Genomic DNA, 16,661 nt, shown 5'->3' on the forward strand with positions numbered 1-16,661 from the left:
CCTTTTCAGCGGCTGACGCAACGCCCGCCCTCACAGGAGACGCGCCGTGGTAGAACATCGCCCCTGGGCCAATTTTTTCTCGCACTGCGTGTTGCTGACCGGCGTAGCGCTGATCATGCTGCCAGTGTATATCGCCCTGATGGCAGCGACTCAGGCGCCGGGCGAACTCCTGCGCGGTAACATGCCGCTGCTCCCCGGCGGCCACGGGATCGAAAACATGGTGCAAATGTGGCAGTCGGGGCTTACCAGCGCCGATGCGCCGCCGGCGGGCCGCATGCTGTGGAACAGCTTTGTGATGGCGATGGCGATTACTATCGGCAAGCTGGGCATCTCGATACTCTCGGCGTTTGCCATCGTGTATTTTCATTTTCGCCTGCGGGTGTTTTTCTTCTGGCTGATCTTTATCACCCTGATGCTGCCGGTCGAGGTGCGCATCATTCCCACCTTTGAGGTCGTGGCCAACCTGAAAATGCTCAACAGTTTCGCCGGGCTTTCCATTCCGCTGATCGCCTCGGCCACCGCTACCTTCCTGTTTCGTCAGTTCTTCATGACCGTACCCGAAGAAATGCTCGAAGCCGCCCGGGTTGACGGCGCCGGGCCGCTGCGCTTTTTCAAGGATATTCTGCTGCCGCTGTCGATCACCAATATCGCCGCGCTATTCGTCATCATGTTTATTTACGGCTGGAATCAATACCTGTGGCCGCTGCTGATCACCACCGACCCTGACTACTACACCATCGTCATGGGCATTCAGCGCATGACCTCGGACGAAAACCCGCAGTGGCAGCTGATCATGGCTGCCGTGATCATGGCGGCACTGCCGCCGGTTCTGGTGGTGGTGTTCATGCAGCGCCTGTTTGTCAAAGGGCTGACCGAGACGGAGAAATAGATGGCCGCGATTACCCTTTCAGGGCTGAAAAAAACCTATTCCGGCGGCGTTGCCGCGGTAAAGGGCGTTGACCTGCACGTCGAGGACGGCGAGCTGGTGGTGCTGGTAGGCCCCTCGGGCTGCGGCAAGTCCACGCTGCTGCGCATGGTGGCCGGGCTTGAGAGCATTACCGAAGGCACGCTGAGCATCGGCGGGCGCGTGGTCAATAAACTCGAGCCGGCCGAGCGTGACATCGCCATGGTGTTTCAAAACTATGCGCTGTATCCGCACATGACGGTGTATCAGAATCTGGCCTACGGGCTGAAAAACCGCGGCGTGAAAAAAAACGAGATCGAACGTCAGGTGCGTGAGGCCGCGCAGATGCTGGAAATCGAGCCGTTGCTCACGCGCAAGCCGCGCAAGCTCTCCGGCGGCCAGCGCCAGCGGGTCGCGATGGGGCGCGCGCTGGTACGCGATCCGGCGGTTTTTCTATTCGACGAGCCGCTTTCCAACCTGGACGCCAAGCTGCGCGTGCAGATGCGCGTGGAAATCAAGAAGCTGCAGCGCCGCCTGAAAACGACCAGCCTGTATGTCACCCATGACCAGCTGGAAGCCATGACGCTGGGCGATCGTCTGGTGGTGCTGAATGAAGGCCGCATCGAGCAGGTGGGCACGCCCATGGAGATCTACCGCTATCCGGCCACCCTGTTCGTGGCGGGCTTTATCGGCTCGCCGGCCATGAACCTGCTGGCCGTGGAATTTTTGCAGGCGCGTAACGCCGGTGACGCACTTGACGAGCTGCCGCCGGGCACCGATACCGTTGGCATTCGCCCCGATACCATCCTGCTGGCGCCGCCGGTCGCACCACATCTGGCGTTTGATGCCACGCTGGAGCTGTTTGAAGCCGCCGGGGCGGAAAGCCATTTATACGTGCGTCTGGCCGGCAGCGGGCAAACCACGGTGATTCGTACCGATCAGCCCGCCCCCGTGGCCGAAGGCGACATACTGCGTTTTTACATCCCCTCTGACGCGCTGCACTGCTTCAGTCAGGCAACCGGCCTGCGCACCGGCTAGGTACGGTCTCCACTATGGTCGGCGTCACTGCTTGTTCATGCGACTGTCGCGGGAGTGTCATGGTCGCCGGCCATAGTGCCACCAAGCTGATGAAAAGGCTGCGGACTTACCTGTCACACACTCAGGAGAGCCACCATGCGTCCTCGTCCTCTTGCCGTATTTGATCGTCTTGACCTGTTTGAATGGCAGCTCTGCCAGCGCATTACGCGCTTGTCGCTGTATCGCCCCTGGCGGCTGCTGCTTCAGGCGGCCAGCCGTCTGGGCGACTGGCCGATCTGGGTAGCGCTGATTGCCGCCCAGCCCTGGCTGCAGCCAAACGGCGCGTTACACCTGGTGCAATACGCCATCACCGCACTCATCGCTCTGACCGTCTATCGTCTGGTAAAAAACCGTCTGTGCCGCGAGCGGCCGTTTATCACCTATCACGGCGGCATCCAGTGCAGTGAACCAGCGCGTGACCGCTACAGCTTTCCCAGCGGGCACACCATGCATGCCGTCATGTTCACGCTGCTGGTCGCGGCGCACACGCCGTGGCTGTTGCCGGCGGTGATTCCGCTGGCGCTACTGATCGCCGTGTCGCGGGTCGGGCTGGGGCTGCACTACATCAGCGATGTTGCCGCCGGCGCGGCAATGGGCGTGGGGTTTGCCCTGCTCAGCCTGGCCGTCATCGGCTAAACATCCTCATCAACTTGGCAGCCACCGGTGAACCCGCTAGGGTTTAAGCAAGCGCCGATGGCTCCACCGCCCCGGCACCCTGCTCACCGGCACTCATTAGCGGGGCGACCATGATTACCGTTTATCTCTCTCACGGCCTGGAAAGTGGCCCGGGCGCACTCAAGGTGCAGGCGCTCAAGGGCATCGCCGAGCGGCTTGACGACGTTGAGCCCGTGCTAATGGACTACCGCCATCTGCCCGACCCGCGCGACCGTCTTGAGCACTTGCGCCGCACGTTACGCGAACGCGGTGATGACCCGGCCCGCTGCGTCATGGCCGGTTCCAGCCTTGGCGGCTGGCTCAGCGCCATGCTCAGCGCCGAACACGCCATGCTGGGCTGCTTTTTGCTTGCCCCCGCGCTGGGACTGGCCGACTACCCGGAAACCTCCCCCACGCTCCAGGCGCGCGCCACGCATATTATTCACGGCTGGCAAGACGACGTCGTACCGCCTGCCCCGGTCATCGAGTACGCACGCGACCAGCGCCTGTCGCTGCGGCTGATAGACGACGATCATCGCCTGCACGCCAGCCTGACGGTCATACTCGACGACTTCGAGCGTTTCTTGTGCCACTGCCAGACGCTCGCCCGCTATGCGTGACACACGCTTTACCGCAAAGGAGTGGCCATGCGCCGACTGCGCCCCCTGATTTTTTTGCTGCTGCTCGCGATGCTGACGACCGACAGTGCTATCGGCAATACCCACGCCGATAGCTGCCTGGCGCCGGGCGACTGGTGGCAGCGCGGCGAAGTAACGCCTGCTTCCAGCGTCATTGCCCAGGCAGCCGCCCAGGACGTAGTGCTGATTGGCGAGCGCCACGATCAAATGGCGTATCACCGCTTTGAGCTGCAAACGCTTGCCGGGCTTGCCGCCCACCGCGACGACATGGTGATCGGATTGGAAATGCTGCCCCGCAGTGCTCAGCCGGTGCTCGACGCCTGGGTGGCGGGCGAGCTCAGCGAAGACGAGCTGCTGAGCCAAAGCCGGTGGGACGAGGCCTGGGGCTATGACCCGGCGATGTACCTGCCGATTTTGCACTTCGCCCGCATGAACCGCATTCCGCTGGTGGCATTGAACATCGCCCCGGAGCTGCGCCGCCGGCTGGCCGATGACGGCTTTGACGCCGTGCCCGCCGCTGAACGCCACGGCATTGCCCCGCCGGCCGCCCCGCGCAAGGCCTACCGCGAGCGTTTACGCGCGATTTACGACGCGCACCCGCTCCAGCAATCGTTTACCACCTTCATGCAGGCGCAGCTGGCCTGGGATGCCGCCATGGCCGAAGCGCTTGAAGAAGCCAGCGCCGGTGGCCGGCTGGCGGTCGGGCTGATGGGCATGGGGCACATGCTGTATAACGACGGCGTCGCCTATCAGCTCGCCGAGCGCGGTATTTATGCGCAGATGACGCTACTGCCGGTACCGGTTAGCGGCTGCCAACCCGACGCGCCCGGGCTGGCTGACGCGCTATATAGGCTCGAAGCATCGCCCGCGCCTACCGCCGGCTTTATGGATCAGCTCGTCATCAGCCGTCAGGCCGGCTCGCCTTGAGCTTGCGCGTTAACGTATTGCGCCCCCAGCCCAACAGTGCGGCGGCCTCCCCTTTGCGCCCGCCGGTATGCTCAAGCGCGGCCGTCATCAAAATCTCTTCCACGTCGGGCAGCGCCTGCTCAAGGGTCTGGTCGTCATCTGCGGCCAGCGTCTGCGCGGCCCAGTCGCGCAGTGCCGTGCGCCAGTCGCCGTTTGCCGGTGCCGCGTCGGCATCGACCGTACGCAGCTCGTCGGGCAGGTCTTCCAGCAGCACCTCGCGCCCCGAGGCCATCACCGTCAGCCAGCGGCAGAGGTTTTCCAGCTGACGCACGTTGCCCGGCCAGGCCAGCCGGCCAAGCAACGCTTCAACCTCGGCGGTGAGCACTTTGGTTTCCGTCTCCAGTTCGCTGGCGGCCGCGTGCAGAAAGTGGCGCGCCAGCCGGGGGATATCTTCCCAGCGCTGAGTCAGGCTCGGCAATGCAATGGCAATCACGTTCAGCCGATGGAACAAGTCTTCACGAAAGCGGCCGTCTTCGACCAGCGTTTCCAGATGCTGATGCGTGGCGGCAATAATGCGTACATCCACCTTCACCGGCATATGCCCGCCGACGCGGAAAAACTCGCCGTCGGCCAGCACCCGCAGCAGGCGCGTTTGGGTATCGGCCGGCATATCGCCGATTTCATCCAGCAGCAGCGTGCCGCCGTCGGCCTGTTCAAAGCGCCCGGCACGCCGTGCGGTGGCGCCGGTAAACGCGCCTTTTTCATGGCCAAACAGCTCCGACTCCACCAGATCGCGCGGAATCGCGGCCATGTTCAGCGCAATGAACGGGCGCTCGGCGCGGGGGCTGTGCTGGTGCAGTGCCCGGGCAATGCGCTCTTTGCCGGTGCCCGACGCGCCGCGAAGCAACACGCTGATGTGCGACTGTGACAGCCGCCCAATGGCGCGAAACACGTCCTGCATCGCCGGCGATTCGCCGATGATGTCGTCGTTCAGGTTTTCCGGCACGACCGCCGGACGCGCCTGTTCGCGCACGTGCGCCACAGCACGGCGTACCAGCGCCAGCGCGTCATCCACGTCAAAGGGTTTGGGCAGGTACTCAAACGCGCCGCCCTGATACGACGCCACGGCGCTGTCCAGATTGGAGTGGGCGGTCATGACAATCACCGGCAGCGCCGGATGCGTCTGGTGCAGGCGCGCCATCAGCGCCAGCCCGTCAATCCCCGGCATGCGGATATCGGTCACGACCACCTCCGGCGGACATGCCAGCAGCGCTTCAAGCGCTTCTTCGGCCTCGCCAAAACATTCCACGGCCAGATCAGGCTGCGCCAGCGCACGGCTCAGGACAAAGCGAATCGCGCGGTCGTCGTCAATCACCGCCACGCGGGCGGGAGCATCAGCGGCCTGAGACATGAGGGCTCTCCAGCGGTATTAATAAACGGAACTCGGTATGGCCGGGGCGCGAGCAAAACTCGATCAGCCCCTGATGGCGATGCACAATCGCCTGAGCGATGGAAAGCCCCAGCCCGCTGCCCTGGGCGCGCCCGGAGACCATCGGATAAAACAGCGTATCCTGAAGCACGGCGGGAATTCCCGGGCCGTTATCAACAAGGCTCACTTCGCACACCAGCCGATGACGCCGGGCCCCCATGGTGAACTGGCGCCGCGCCCGGGTACGCAGCACCAGCTCCGGCGCCGGCGTTTGCGCTTCACGCAGTGCTTCAACGGCGTTGCGCGCCACGTTGAGCAGCGCCTGAATCAACTGCGCCTGATCGCCGTAAAGCGTTGGCAGGCTGGGATCGTAATCCCGGCGAATGACCACGGGCGGATGTTCCGCGCGTAGCAGCGCGTACACGCGTTCAAGCGCTCGGTGAATATTCAGCTCAACGTGGCCGGCCTCGCGGTGGGGGCCCAGCATGGCGTTGACCAACGCTTTCAGCCGGTCGACTTCTTCAATGATCACCCGGGTAAACTCGTGCTGAGCGGGATCGCCCAGTTCGCGCTCCAGCAGCTGCGCCGCCCCGCGAATCCCGCCCAGCGGATTCTTGATCTCGTGCGCCAGCCCCCGCGCCAGCACCTTGGCCGCTTCTTGTCGGGCCGTCAGCGCTTCTTCGCGTGAAATCTGCATGAGCCGGTCCCGCGGCTCCACTTCCAGCAACAGCTCGTGTACCGAAAGCGGCGTGACCGTATAGTCCACGGTCAACAACTCACCGCCGGGCGGCAACAGCCGCGCTTCGCGCTGGGTATAAGACTGCTGGTCGTCGCGCGCCTTGGCCAGCACTGCGGTAATGCCGGCGCCCTCGCTCATTAGCGCGGCCAGGCCGATGTCTTTCATCCGCCGCAGACTGACCGCAAACAGCGCCTCGGCGGCCGGGTTCATCCAGCGCACCGCAAGGCGCTCATCCAGCAGCAATACGGCCGTGGTCAGGTGCTCCAGCAAACGCTGATACATGCGTTACCCCTCAGGCACAATACGAACGCGATGCGGCGGCGTGCGGTGGCGCACGCGCCCCTGACGGTCGAGCAGTTCGGCCTGCAATTGATACTCGCCGGTGGCCAGCGCCGGCACCCAGAACGCCTGACCATGCAGCGCCGACTGGCTGACACGGCCATCCACCAGCAACCGCACCTGATGATCCTCACGCAGCCCCGGGCGCACGTCGAGCTCCACCGCGAACGGCTCGGGAGATAAGCGCGCCGCGCTTTCAGGGCGCACAATGATAAAACGGTCATAGGGCATGAACGGCGCACCCGGTGACGCTCTGGCCGGGGCTTTCGCCTGCGGCTTGGCAGGCACGGCGGAAGCCATGGCCGGCAGTGGCTCAAGCACCACTTCGCTGCCACCGCTTTGCGCATCATCGGTAAACGTCACACGGCCTGCTGCGTCCACGACGCGATACACCGTCTGCGCCTGAAGCGGCACACAGACCAGCACGGCCACGAGCGCGCCACCGAGCCAGAATATCGGCTGTCGCTTCATGGTTTCCTTTCCCAAGCAAAAGCGCCTGCCCGATGGGCAGGCGCAGTACAGGCTCGCTATCAGAAAAACTTAGCAGCTGTAGTACATCTCGAACTCGATGGGATGCGTGGTCATGCGGATACGCTCCACGTCTTCCATCTTGACCGCGATGTAGGCGTCGATCATTTCATCGCTGAATACGCCGCCTTCGGTCAAAAAGGCGCGATCTTCATCCAGCGCGTCCAGCGCCTGATCCAGGCTGTTCGCCACGGTGGGCACCTGTTTGCCCTCTTCCGGCGGCAGATCGTAGAGGTTTTTATCCATGGCATCGCCGGGGTGAATCTGGTTCTTGATGCCGTCGATACCGGCCATCAGCATGGCCGCAAAGCACAGGTACGGGTTGGCCGTGGGATCAGGGAAGCGCAGCTCTACACGCTTGCCCTTGGGGCTTGCGGTGTAGGGAATACGGATCGACGCCGAGCGGTTACGCGCGCTGTAGGCCAGCATGACCGGCGCCTCAAACCCCGGCACCAGACGCTTGTAGGAGTTGGTCGAGGCGTTGGTAAAGGCGTTCAGCGCCCGAGCGTGCTTGATGATGCCGCCGATGTAGTAAAGCGCCATTTCCGACAGCCCGGCGTATTCGTCACCGGCAAACTGGTTTTCACCGTCTTTCCAGAACGACTGGTGAACGTGCATACCGGTGCCGTTATCACCCACCAGCGGCTTGGGCATGAACGTCGCCGTCTTGCCGTAGGCATGCGCCACGTTGTGGATGACGTACTTCATTTCCTGAACTTCGTCGGCCTTTTTGACCAGCGTGTTGAACCTCACGCCAATCTCGTTCTGCCCGGCGTTGGACACTTCGTGGTGATGCACTTCAACGCGCTGGCCAATGGCTTCCAGGGTGTTGCACATGGCACCGCGAATATCATGGAAGCTGTCGACCGGCGGCACGGGGAAGTAGCCCCCCTTCACCCGCGGACGGTGGCCCAGGTTGCCGCCTTCGATCGCGTGGTCGGTCGCCCAGGCGCCCTCTTCCGAGGAGATTTTGTACATGGAACCTTGAAGGTCGGTCTTCCAGTGCACTTCATCAAAGATGAAAAACTCGGGCTCGGGGCCGAAAAAGGCCGTATCGCCCAGACCGGTTGACTGCAAAAACGCCTCGGCGCGCTTGGCGATCGAGCGCGGATCACGATCGTAGCCCTGCATGGTGGCCGGCTCGATCACGTCGCAGCGCAGCACCAGCGTTGAGTCTTCGGTGAACGGATCCAGGTAGGCCGTGCCGTCTTCCGGACGCAGCACCATGTCGGACTCGTTGATGCCCTTCCAGCCCAGCATGGACGAGCCGTCAAACATCTGGCCATCTTCAAAGAAGTCTTCATCCACGTCCCGCGCGGGGATGGTGACGTGCTGCTCCTTGCCGATCGTGTCGGTAAAGCGCAGGTCGATCCATTTCACATCATGCTCTTCAATCAGGGCAAGCGTCTTGGCTGACATTCTGTCCTCCGGGGTAAGCGTGGCTTATCGTCAAGGGTGCCCGTGGGCGTTAGCCGGCACTGGCAAAAATCATGGCTAGTGTTGTAGCACGTCGTGGTAATGCTGCCTACGGGGCATCCGCCGTTGCCTATCAACAATGCAGGCAGCGTGCCAACTCGGCGAATACAGCTGAATAACCACCTTAAATATTTGATTTAAAATAATTTATTTTTCATAAAAAGTTAATAACAGCTCGTTTACCACCCTGCCGCAACGTAGCACCGAAACACCGCTATTGTTTCAGCTGCCCCAGAAAAATGCACGCACGCGCCCACATGCACCAAGAAGTGGCAACTGAAGGTGGGCAAGCGGCCCTTTTCGTTCGGCGCGTTAATTCTCATATCCTCGCCGTACTGGCCCATGTCCATGTGTCTATCCACGCGAGTGCGGGGCACGGTACCCGGATACGCCGCGCCTACTGATGGGCGACGGTTCATCCCCGCGGGTGCGGGGAACGGGAGAGCCGGGCGATTTTATGCCGCTACCCGGTCGGTTCATCCCCGCGGGTGCGGGGAACGGGTCGCACTGGGTTTCGGTTAGCTCTAGGCGCTCGGTTCATCCCCGCGGGTGCGGGGAACGGGGAGATCGACGCCAGCAACGCCTGGAGCCAGGGCGGTTCATCCCCGCGGGTGCGGGGAACGGAATGAACGCTCGAACGTCATCCCCTCGCATTTCGGTTCATCCCCGCGGGTGCGGGGAACGGGGCTCGCGGCCCTCGGCCGGGATAGACAAATCCGGTTCATCCCCGCGGGTGCGGGGAACGGCGATACCGATGGGCCATACAGCACCTTGATACCGGTTCATCCCCGCGGGTGCGGGGAACGGGCTGTCATCAGTTAGCACAAACGGTCTTCCAACGGTTCATCCCCGCGGGTGCGGGGAACGGTTCAGCCGGGGTCTGGCCGTATGGTAGGCCGCCGGTTCATCCCCGCGGGTGCGGGGAACGGACGTGCGCGCCTGCGAGCTGCAGGAAGACGCGCGGTTCATCCCCGCGGGTGCGGGGAACGGGCGGTCAATGCGCTTTTTCGAGAACTCGCGGGCGGTTCATCCCCGCGGGTGCGGGGAACGGTGGCCGTGATCCCGCTGAACCCGCCTGAGCATCGGTTCATCCCCGCGGGTGCGGGGAACGGGCGAGCCTCATTGCGCACGTCCGCAACATGGTCGGTTCATCCCCGCGGGTGCGGGGAACGGTGGTTCAAGTGGATATTGAGGAGCTTTATAAGCGGTTCATCCCCGCGGGTGCGGGGAACGGGCTTCACGGATCGTTTCTATCCTTGCCTTAATCGGTTCATCCCCGCGGGTGCGGGGAACGGCGCGGCGGGGTGGTTGCGGCTCTCCTGGTGTTCGGTTCATCCCCGCGGGTGCGGGGAACGGTCAGCGGTGGCGCCGTCGGGCACGGTGGAGTTCGGTTCATCCCCGCGGGTGCGGGGAACGGGCGGTGATCCTCAAGCGAGCGCTGCTACATGGGCTTACTGGCGTCGGGAGTGTAATGCAGAGCAGCCTAGTCCAGTCACTACAAGACTGCTTGGCAGGGCTTTACTAGATGAAGGGAGGGGCCTCTCTAAAGGAGTCGATGATACAGTGGTGGATGCCGGTGGACGCGATTCTGCTGATTTACGTGCAGCACTCTCCCTCGCAGACGCTGCAATAATACCTGTTGGGGCTTCAAATTTTGATTCTGCCGCTGTGTCGGGGTTTCTAGAAGTCGTGGAACTGGCTAAAGACTTCAACCCAAACCTTTCAATAAGGGTTCTCCTGGCACGTATAGACGCAAGGACTAAGGACACTGGCGAGATGTTAGATTGGCTTGAGAAGCGGGAATTACCCCTACTGACTTCTAAGATTTGTGAAAGGGTGGCTTTCAGAAGAGTTTTACCACTAGGTTTATCAGTACATGAGCATAAGAAGGACAATGTAGCTATTGAAGAAATGGAGAAGTTTTTTTTGAGGAGGTCACAGCATGAAAGATAGCCCAAGCAACCTTGATGGTTTTCTGAACGGTGCAAGTAAGAAGCCGGAAGTAGAAGCGGCACCCTCAAGACCTGAGCCAAAGGTTCAAAAGAACTTCAGAGTCCGTCGAAGTATTGCAGAGGAGCTAACGCGTGAAGCTCTAGAGGAGTCGATAAGGACGGGTGTTAGAGTCACACAAGAAGGTATTGTTGAGGCTATCTTAGAAGAACGATATAAAGACAGGTAGGAAGGTAGTTTTAAAGCCGCTTATGAAGCTCTCTAGGCGGCTTTTTCTATAGATGTACATACGCCTAGGCTCGTACCTTCAAAGCCCTATAGAAGCTTTTATAGCTACTGACAATGCTATATAGATGCATAGACAAAAAGAAAGCCTTGAAGCTGTTTATGCAACAAGGCTTATAGAGTTATTTCTAGCCATCTAGTCGAAGTCTTCCTTACATATCCACTTGAATAAGCCAAGAGTATTAAGAATACCCAGGAACATAGCGAATACAAAAGCACCAATAATCATATCCATCTCTCTTTCTCCTTTTATCGTTCGTTGACGTAGTTGTCAAAGCTTTCTTGTGAAGCAAATACAAAGTAGATTGCCATTAATGCTGGCGGGAATAGGAACAGGTTAGACCACCAGCTACTAGAGGGTAACAAGGCTAAGCAAGAGAAGGTGATAAACCACATTGCAAAACCTTCAAATGAGTGCCTTGTGTAGAAGTGATGGACACCTAATGCTCCTAGTGTTATAGCTAGAATAAAAGCTATCCATCTATCTCTCTTGTAAACTTTGTAGGTGATAGTAGACCCATCATCCTCTAGCTCGGTTATCTCTCGATAAGACATTAAGTTGTCAACAGCCAGTCTTCCACTGCTCCAGCACCGTACTCTTCTTTCCACTCCCGTAAAACCTTGTTGTTGCCGCCGTAAGTCTCAACAACTTCGCCGGAATGTGGATTCTTGAAAATCTTCAGCTTACGAGGCTTGCGTGACTGCTTTTGCATCGTCTTTGAAGCATGGGGTTTCAAGAGACTGACAAGATCATCAGCATCCTTTCCGTACTTAGTCATGACTTCTTCAATCTTTTGCTTAAATTCAAGCTCAGTTTTCAAGTCCTTATTAGTCTCTAAAGACCTGATCTTAGACTGGATTTGCAGAAGTTGAGCTTCTAGTTCTGTGTACTGATCAAGTAATGACATTCTTTGATTCCTTTATTTAGTTGCTTACAAGTTCAGACTATTGGTTTTTAGATAAGAGGTCAAGAAATTTCTTATGTTTTTCTTCCACTATCTTAATCCAGTAGATATCTTCTAATCTAACCCTGTACTTTCGAATAGAACCTTCAACAAGCTCTCCATCGTAGACTACACAGTTATCTCCTATGAGAGTTATATCATCACGGTTGTCCGTACAAGCAACACCAAGTAAGTTACCTAGCGCTGAGAAACCGTAGTCGTAATCACTATCAACAAATATATCAAACTCAGTAGGCGGGTTCATGTGAAACAGCCATATCTCTAGGTCGGCAGCTTCCTCTTCAGTAAGGGCAGAACCCCTGTTGAGGAGTTCTAAACCCTGTTCGTTAGTAATTACCACTTCGCTCTCTAGGTCTTCCATACATCACCTCAACTCTGCTCGGGAATCTCAACGCCTTCTAGCTCAAGAATCATCTCGTAAGCTTCTCCGGCAGTAGGGTAAGGGCCATGGCCAGAATCATAGACACCTTCTGAATTGAATTTGACAAGAAAGAAACCCTTTCCACTAACGTGATCCTTGCGGATTTTGTAGAACTGGCGGATACGAAGCTTCTGTTCAGTTGTTAAAAAGTCAGTCAGCTTACCAGGAGCCTTTGAGGCCTCGTCTTCATCGTCTACCTGAGTTTGAGATTCAGTCTTGAAGGCTGCTTTCTCAGGCTTAGACTCCTTAAAGAAGTCACTTTCTACGTACTTCTTAGACTCACCTAGAGCGACATCAGTCCCGTACTGCCCACGTTTACCGTATTGACGAATCGGTTTATCAGCAAGCACCCAATCTAGCCGCTTCTGTTCAGCGTTTAAGACGTTCTTATAAGCCTCAATCAACGCCTTTGAGCGAGTTCCCGCAGCAGCTAAGAGCGGTTCATCCCCGCGGGTGCGGGGAACGGATCCTAAAATTCGCCCCGGTGAACAGTTGATTCGGTTCATCCCCGCGGGTGCGGGGAACGGTGCTGCGTCCGCGACCGGCGTCCAGCGCTGATCGGTTCATCCCCGCGGGTGCGGGGAACGGCTTTTCTTGGTGCTGAACGGTGGCGATGTCGACGGTTCATCCCCGCGGGTGCGGGGAACGGCACTCGCAGGGGTTACAAAAAGGTCTCAATCTCGGTTCATCCCCGCGGGTGCGGGGAACGGTGCCTGTCTTGAATACTCCATGTCACACCCGCCGGTTCATCCCCGCGGGTGCGGGGAACGGTTTGAGGGCGTTGACAGGCAGTTACGGATTACCGGTTCATCCCCGCGGGTGCGGGGAACGGTGGCCCAGATATATCACCCGAAGGAGACATTACGGTTCATCCCCGCGGGTGCGGGGAACGGCGGCTGCGTCTAGGACGTCTTTTCTCTCCCAGCGGTTCATCCCCGCGGGTGCGGGGAACGGGCCAGATCACCGAATACATAGGCGCCGTGGTCGGTTCATCCCCGCGGGTGCGGGGAACGGATGCGGCCGTAAAAGCCGGCCACGGCGGCGTCCGGTTCATCCCCGCGGGTGCGGGGAACGGGCTGTACCCGTTGCGAAGCGGCTGGAAGTAGCCGGTTCATCCCCGCGGGTGCGGGGAACGGTTTAGAGGACTTTACAGGAAATGATCGAATTACGGTTCATCCCCGCGGGTGCGGGGAACGGAAAGGGAAGGTGCGACGAGACTTCAGTTTCAACGGTTCATCCCCGCGGGTGCGGGGAACGGTTCGTCAGGCTCGAACAGGTTCTCTTTGCCTTCGGTTCATCCCCGCGGGTGCGGGGAACGGGAGGCGTTCAGTCCAGTAGCCTGCCGACTCTGCGGTTCATCCCCGCGGGTGCGGGGAACGGAAATGCGCGAAATACTCCATCCAAGCGATAGCCGGTTCATCCCCGCGGGTGCGGGGAACGGGCCACCATCTGGCGCACAAGCTGTGCTGCGATCGGTTCATCCCCGCGGGTGCGGGGAACGGTGGGGCGCGATTCGTGCAGGCACCAACGTGTTCGGTTCATCCCCGCGGGTGCGGGGAACGGGGTAAGCTAATCACTACGCTGGACAAACTACGCGGTTCATCCCCGCGGGTGCGGGGAACGGTAGGCTTTGATGCCGACGGAAACCTAACGCTGCGGTTCATCCCCGCGGGTGCGGGGAACGGCTGCTCAATCGCCCACTCGAGCAGGCTGTCGCCGGTTCATCCCCGCGGGTGCGGGGAACGGGCTCTTCGCCAAAAGTGACGCCGGTGCCATACGCGGTTCATCCCCGCGGGTGCGGGGAACGGATCAAGCATGCGCAGAGCCTGATCGGCGATTTCGGTTCATCCCCGCGGGTGCGGGGAACGGGCATCAAAAAATGTCATAACGTTCTCCTTGATCGGTTCATCCCCGCGGGTGCGGGGAACGGTCGCGCCGATTAGCGCGACATTAGCTGAATACCGGTTCATCCCCGCGGGTGCGGGGAACGGCTGTTCTAACACCAAGCGCCACGCAGGCCATGCGGTTCATCCCCGCGGGTGCGGGGAACGGGATGCTGCCGGTGTCGTATTTAACGAATCGGCCGGTTCATCCCCGCGGGTGCGGGGAACGGCGGCACGCCAAAGCCAAAAATGCTGGAACCGTCGGTTCATCCCCGCGGGTGCGGGGAACGGGCCTGAAAGTTTTTTCCACCCTACAGCATTGGCGGTTCATCCCCGCGGGTGCGGGGAACGGAGGGATTTGAAACGGATCACAGATAATGTCTTCGGTTCATCCCCGCGGGTGCGGGGAACGGATGCCCACGAACCGGCAAGCAGGGTTCATAATCGGTTCATCCCCGCGGGTGCGGGGAACGGGCCAGCGGGTTTCAATCTGGTTCTTAGCGGCCACGGTTCATCCCCGCGGGTGCGGGGAACGGTGAACCACGGGCTTTGCCAGCCTATTGGTACACGGTTCATCCCCGCGGGTGCGGGGAACGGTGCAGCGGCTCGAGCTCATTGGCCACGAACACCGGTTCATCCCCGCGGGTGCGGGGAACGGTCATTACGTGGGCGCGTCTGGTGCCACTCGCGCGGTTCATCCCCGCGGGTGCGGGGAACGGGGTGAGTTGCCAGCTACCATCCAGGCGTTTGGCGGTTCATCCCCGCGGGTGCGGGGAACGGTCTGTCATTGTAGCCTCCTCCTCCTGTAAATGCGGTTCATCCCCGCGGGTGCGGGGAACGGGCTTTCGCCACCGGCTAATAGCGCGGTACCCGCGGTTCATCCCCGCGGGTGCGGGGAACGGTGCTTGCCGGTTCGTGGGCATGACTGCCACTCCGGTTCATCCCCGCGGGTGCGGGGAACGGTGGGCCACGCCGCCGGCGTCGCCTGGTACCGCCGGTTCATCCCCGCGGGTGCGGGGAACGGTACCAGAACCTGACCGAGGGCCAAGACGAACCCGGTTCATCCCCGCGGGTGCGGGGAACGGGACCTGTACGACCTGCTTGTTGAGCACCAAACCGGTTCATCCCCGCGGGTGCGGGGAACGGTGGCGGCGTCGGCAAGGGTGTGCCCAGATTGCCGGTTCATCCCCGCGGGTGCGGGGAACGGCTATGCGAACACACCCCGGAAAGACGGATGCCCGGTTCATCCCCGCGGGTGCGGGGAACGGCGGAGAGATGGCTATGCATTGTGGGCTAAAGGCGGTTCATCCCCGCGGGTGCGGGGAACGGGGCGTTGCGGTGGGCACCATTATCATCAATGTCGGTTCATCCCCGCGGGTGCGGGGAACGGCTCATGGCTCTGATGCCTCCCAACTCCCCTTTCGGTTCATCCCCGCGGGTGCGGGGAACGGTAGCGGGTGGCGTCCATCAGGTGGTCATTCTGCGGTTCATCCCCGCGGGTGCGGGGAACGGATTAACGTTAGAGGGTAGGGTCAGGCGGCTTGCGGTTCATCCCCGCGGGTGCGGGGAACGGCGTATGACGTAATCCGAGCGCCGCTGAAAGCACGGTTCATCCCCGCGGGTGCGGGGAACGGCAATACGAACCACGCGCCATATTTGATGTGCGCGGTTCATCCCCGCGGGTGCGGGGAACGGGCCTTCGATACAATCAGCCGTTACCGTGAGTCGCGGTTCATCCCCGCGGGTGCGGGGAACGGCAACATCCGCGTTAATCATCTTGCGGTTGTGCCGGTTCATCCCCGCGGGTGCGGGGAACGGCAGTAATTGACAAGTCTCTCCCTCTGAAAAAACGGTTCATCCCCGCGGGTGCGGGGAACGGTCCTGTTAGCTGGATAGGGCTTCGAAACGGCTCGGTTCATCCCCGCGGGTGCGGGGAACGGAAGGACACCAGCCGGTTTTTGTCCAATAACAACGGTTCATCCCCGCGGGTGCGGGGAACGGTCCAAATCAACCATGCGGCTGTCGGCTTCGGCCGGTTCATCCCCGCGGGTGCGGGGAACGGACTAATTGTAGCCAATTGTTTTACAACAAGAAAATAGGCGGCATCTTTTCCACCGACTATTTTGCTTGTTTTTCAGTTAAGCCGAATTATTAAAGATCCTTTTAAAACAGCTAGTTAGTTTTTTCAGGCAAAAACCGCACCAACCTTAGTCCATCATAATCAATGGGTTGTCGACGGTTATCACCGTAAGTCTGAAATTCAAAGCCGGATTCGTGGGAGCTGGCCCAAGCCATTACGACGTTGCCGCCTTCAGCAAGCGCCTGTACTTGCTCCCAGATCATTTCCCGAATTCGTTTAGTGACGTCTCCCACATAAACCCCAGCGCGCACTTCAAGTAGCCATATCGCCAATCGGCCGCGCATACGCGGAGGAACCGCCTCGGTTACCACCACCAGCATTGCCATA

At 60.1% G+C, this 16,661-nt stretch carries 16 protein-coding genes and 2 CRISPR repeat arrays; of the genes, 7 read left to right on the plus strand and 9 right to left on the minus strand.

The window, feature by feature from the left end:
- The first annotated feature begins 46 nt into the window (after positions 1–46).
- The 5 genes from ugpE to B5495_RS07660 all read left to right on the plus strand — a co-directional run bounded on the left by ugpE (position 47) and on the right by B5495_RS07660 (position 4,200).
- Complete coding sequence (gene ugpE / locus B5495_RS07640; RefSeq protein WP_079552670.1) at positions 47–889, plus strand: sn-glycerol-3-phosphate ABC transporter permease UgpE; 843 nt, start codon at positions 47–49, stop codon at positions 887–889.
- Positions 890–1,942, plus strand: coding sequence for a sn-glycerol-3-phosphate import ATP-binding protein UgpC (locus B5495_RS07645; protein WP_079552671.1), 1,053 nt, complete (start codon positions 890–892; stop codon positions 1,940–1,942).
- A gap of 135 nt (positions 1,943–2,077) precedes the next feature.
- Positions 2,078–2,617 carry a phosphatase PAP2 family protein gene (locus B5495_RS07650; protein WP_079552673.1) on the plus strand — a complete coding sequence of 180 codons (540 nt, stop codon included), beginning with the start codon at positions 2,078–2,080 and terminating at the stop codon, positions 2,615–2,617.
- A 110-nt stretch (positions 2,618–2,727) separates the two neighbouring features.
- Positions 2,728–3,255, plus strand: a complete 528-nt coding sequence (locus B5495_RS07655; protein ID WP_079552675.1) for a YqiA/YcfP family alpha/beta fold hydrolase — start codon at positions 2,728–2,730, stop codon at positions 3,253–3,255.
- A 27-nt stretch (positions 3,256–3,282) separates the two neighbouring features.
- Positions 3,283–4,200 carry a ChaN family lipoprotein gene (locus tag B5495_RS07660; RefSeq protein WP_231897132.1) on the plus strand — a complete coding sequence of 306 codons (918 nt, stop codon included), beginning with the start codon at positions 3,283–3,285 and terminating at the stop codon, positions 4,198–4,200.
- On the opposite strand, the gene ntrC is transcribed toward B5495_RS07660, so the two are convergent.
- The 4 genes from ntrC to glnA all read right to left on the minus strand — a co-directional run bounded on the left by ntrC (position 4,175) and on the right by glnA (position 8,633).
- The gene (gene ntrC, locus B5495_RS07665) at positions 4,175–5,590 is read right to left on the minus strand and encodes a nitrogen regulation protein NR(I) (RefSeq protein ID WP_079552677.1); all 1,416 of its coding nucleotides are present in this window, start codon (positions 5,588–5,590) and stop codon (positions 4,175–4,177) included. The two genes, B5495_RS07660 and ntrC, sit on opposite strands and share 26 nt — an antisense overlap.
- Positions 5,574–6,629 carry a nitrogen regulation protein NR(II) gene (gene glnL, locus B5495_RS07670; RefSeq protein WP_079552678.1) on the minus strand — a complete coding sequence of 352 codons (1,056 nt, stop codon included), beginning with the start codon at positions 6,627–6,629 and terminating at the stop codon, positions 5,574–5,576. The genes ntrC and glnL overlap by 17 nt, the downstream gene beginning before the upstream one ends.
- Before the next feature lie 3 nt (positions 6,630–6,632).
- The gene (locus B5495_RS07675) at positions 6,633–7,157 is read right to left on the minus strand and encodes a DUF4124 domain-containing protein (protein ID WP_079552680.1); all 525 of its coding nucleotides are present in this window, start codon (positions 7,155–7,157) and stop codon (positions 6,633–6,635) included.
- Positions 7,158–7,226: 69 nt separating this feature from the next.
- A complete protein-coding gene (glnA, locus tag B5495_RS07680; protein WP_079552682.1) occupies positions 7,227–8,633 on the minus strand; it encodes a glutamate--ammonia ligase in 1,407 nt (468 codons plus the stop codon).
- 468 nt (positions 8,634–9,101) lie between these two features.
- Positions 9,102–10,107: a CRISPR direct-repeat array (repeat unit 29 nt; unit sequence CGGTTCATCCCCGCGGGTGCGGGGAACGG).
- Positions 10,108–10,253: 146 nt separating this feature from the next.
- Between glnA and B5495_RS14625 the strand changes: the two genes are divergently transcribed.
- Both B5495_RS14625 and B5495_RS14630 read left to right on the plus strand, forming a co-directional pair.
- On the plus strand, positions 10,254–10,643 hold the full coding sequence (locus B5495_RS14625; protein ID WP_154045241.1) for a hypothetical protein: 390 nt from the start codon (positions 10,254–10,256) through the stop codon (positions 10,641–10,643).
- A complete protein-coding gene (locus tag B5495_RS14630; protein ID WP_154045242.1) occupies positions 10,633–10,869 on the plus strand; it encodes a hypothetical protein in 237 nt (78 codons plus the stop codon). Before B5495_RS14625 ends, B5495_RS14630 begins: the two co-directional genes overlap by 11 nt.
- A 305-nt stretch (positions 10,870–11,174) precedes the next feature.
- On the opposite strand, the gene B5495_RS15125 is transcribed toward B5495_RS14630, so the two are convergent.
- The 5 genes from B5495_RS15125 to cas2e form a co-directional block, all read right to left on the minus strand.
- Positions 11,175–11,480, minus strand: a complete 306-nt coding sequence (locus tag B5495_RS15125; RefSeq protein ID WP_079552684.1) for an NINE protein — start codon at positions 11,478–11,480, stop codon at positions 11,175–11,177.
- The gene (locus B5495_RS07690; protein ID WP_079552686.1) at positions 11,480–11,833 is read right to left on the minus strand and encodes a histone-like nucleoid-structuring protein, MvaT/MvaU family; all 354 of its coding nucleotides are present in this window, start codon (positions 11,831–11,833) and stop codon (positions 11,480–11,482) included. Before B5495_RS07690 ends, B5495_RS15125 begins: the two co-directional genes overlap by 1 nt.
- Before the next feature lie 37 nt (positions 11,834–11,870).
- Positions 11,871–12,251 carry a hypothetical protein gene (locus B5495_RS07695; RefSeq protein ID WP_079552688.1) on the minus strand — a complete coding sequence of 127 codons (381 nt, stop codon included), beginning with the start codon at positions 12,249–12,251 and terminating at the stop codon, positions 11,871–11,873.
- A gap of 8 nt (positions 12,252–12,259) precedes the next feature.
- Positions 12,260–12,715, minus strand: coding sequence for a hypothetical protein (locus B5495_RS14635; protein ID WP_154045243.1), 456 nt, complete (start codon positions 12,713–12,715; stop codon positions 12,260–12,262).
- Between the two features lie 33 nt (positions 12,716–12,748).
- Positions 12,749–16,256: direct repeats of the CRISPR family, unit length 29 nt; unit sequence CGGTTCATCCCCGCGGGTGCGGGGAACGG.
- Between the two features lie 110 nt (positions 16,257–16,366).
- Entirely contained in the window at positions 16,367–16,660 is a 294-nt protein-coding gene (cas2e, locus tag B5495_RS07700; RefSeq protein WP_079552689.1) for a type I-E CRISPR-associated endoribonuclease Cas2e, read from the minus strand.
- Position 16,661 lies beyond the last annotated feature (1 nt).

The organism is Vreelandella subglaciescola (assembly GCF_900142895.1).
In the GTDB taxonomy this organism is placed as follows: Bacteria; Pseudomonadota; Gammaproteobacteria; order Pseudomonadales; family Halomonadaceae; genus Vreelandella; species Vreelandella subglaciescola.

Bases quoted from the DNA above. Each gene is read 5' to 3' on its own strand.
- B5495_RS07645 (WP_079552671.1), top strand. From the start codon at position 890: ATGGCCGCGATTACCCTTTCAGGGCTGAAAAAAACCTATTCCGGCGGC.
- B5495_RS07650 (WP_079552673.1), top strand. From the start codon at position 2,078: ATGCGTCCTCGTCCTCTTGCCGTATTTGATCGTCTTGACCTGTTTGAA.
- B5495_RS07655 (WP_079552675.1), top strand. From the start codon at position 2,728: ATGATTACCGTTTATCTCTCTCACGGCCTGGAAAGTGGCCCGGGCGCA.
- B5495_RS07660 (WP_231897132.1), top strand. From the start codon at position 3,283: ATGCGCCGACTGCGCCCCCTGATTTTTTTGCTGCTGCTCGCGATGCTG.
- ntrC (WP_079552677.1), bottom strand. From the start codon at position 5,590: ATGTCTCAGGCCGCTGATGCTCCCGCCCGCGTGGCGGTGATTGACGAC.
- glnL (WP_079552678.1), bottom strand. From the start codon at position 6,629: ATGTATCAGCGTTTGCTGGAGCACCTGACCACGGCCGTATTGCTGCTG.
- B5495_RS07675 (WP_079552680.1), bottom strand. From the start codon at position 7,157: ATGAAGCGACAGCCGATATTCTGGCTCGGTGGCGCGCTCGTGGCCGTG.
- glnA (WP_079552682.1), bottom strand. From the start codon at position 8,633: ATGTCAGCCAAGACGCTTGCCCTGATTGAAGAGCATGATGTGAAATGG.
- B5495_RS14630 (WP_154045242.1), top strand. From the start codon at position 10,633: ATGAAAGATAGCCCAAGCAACCTTGATGGTTTTCTGAACGGTGCAAGT.
- B5495_RS15125 (WP_079552684.1), bottom strand. From the start codon at position 11,480: ATGTCTTATCGAGAGATAACCGAGCTAGAGGATGATGGGTCTACTATC.
- B5495_RS07690 (WP_079552686.1), bottom strand. From the start codon at position 11,833: ATGTCATTACTTGATCAGTACACAGAACTAGAAGCTCAACTTCTGCAA.
- B5495_RS07695 (WP_079552688.1), bottom strand. From the start codon at position 12,251: ATGGAAGACCTAGAGAGCGAAGTGGTAATTACTAACGAACAGGGTTTA.
- cas2e (WP_079552689.1), bottom strand. From the start codon at position 16,660: ATGGCAATGCTGGTGGTGGTAACCGAGGCGGTTCCTCCGCGTATGCGC.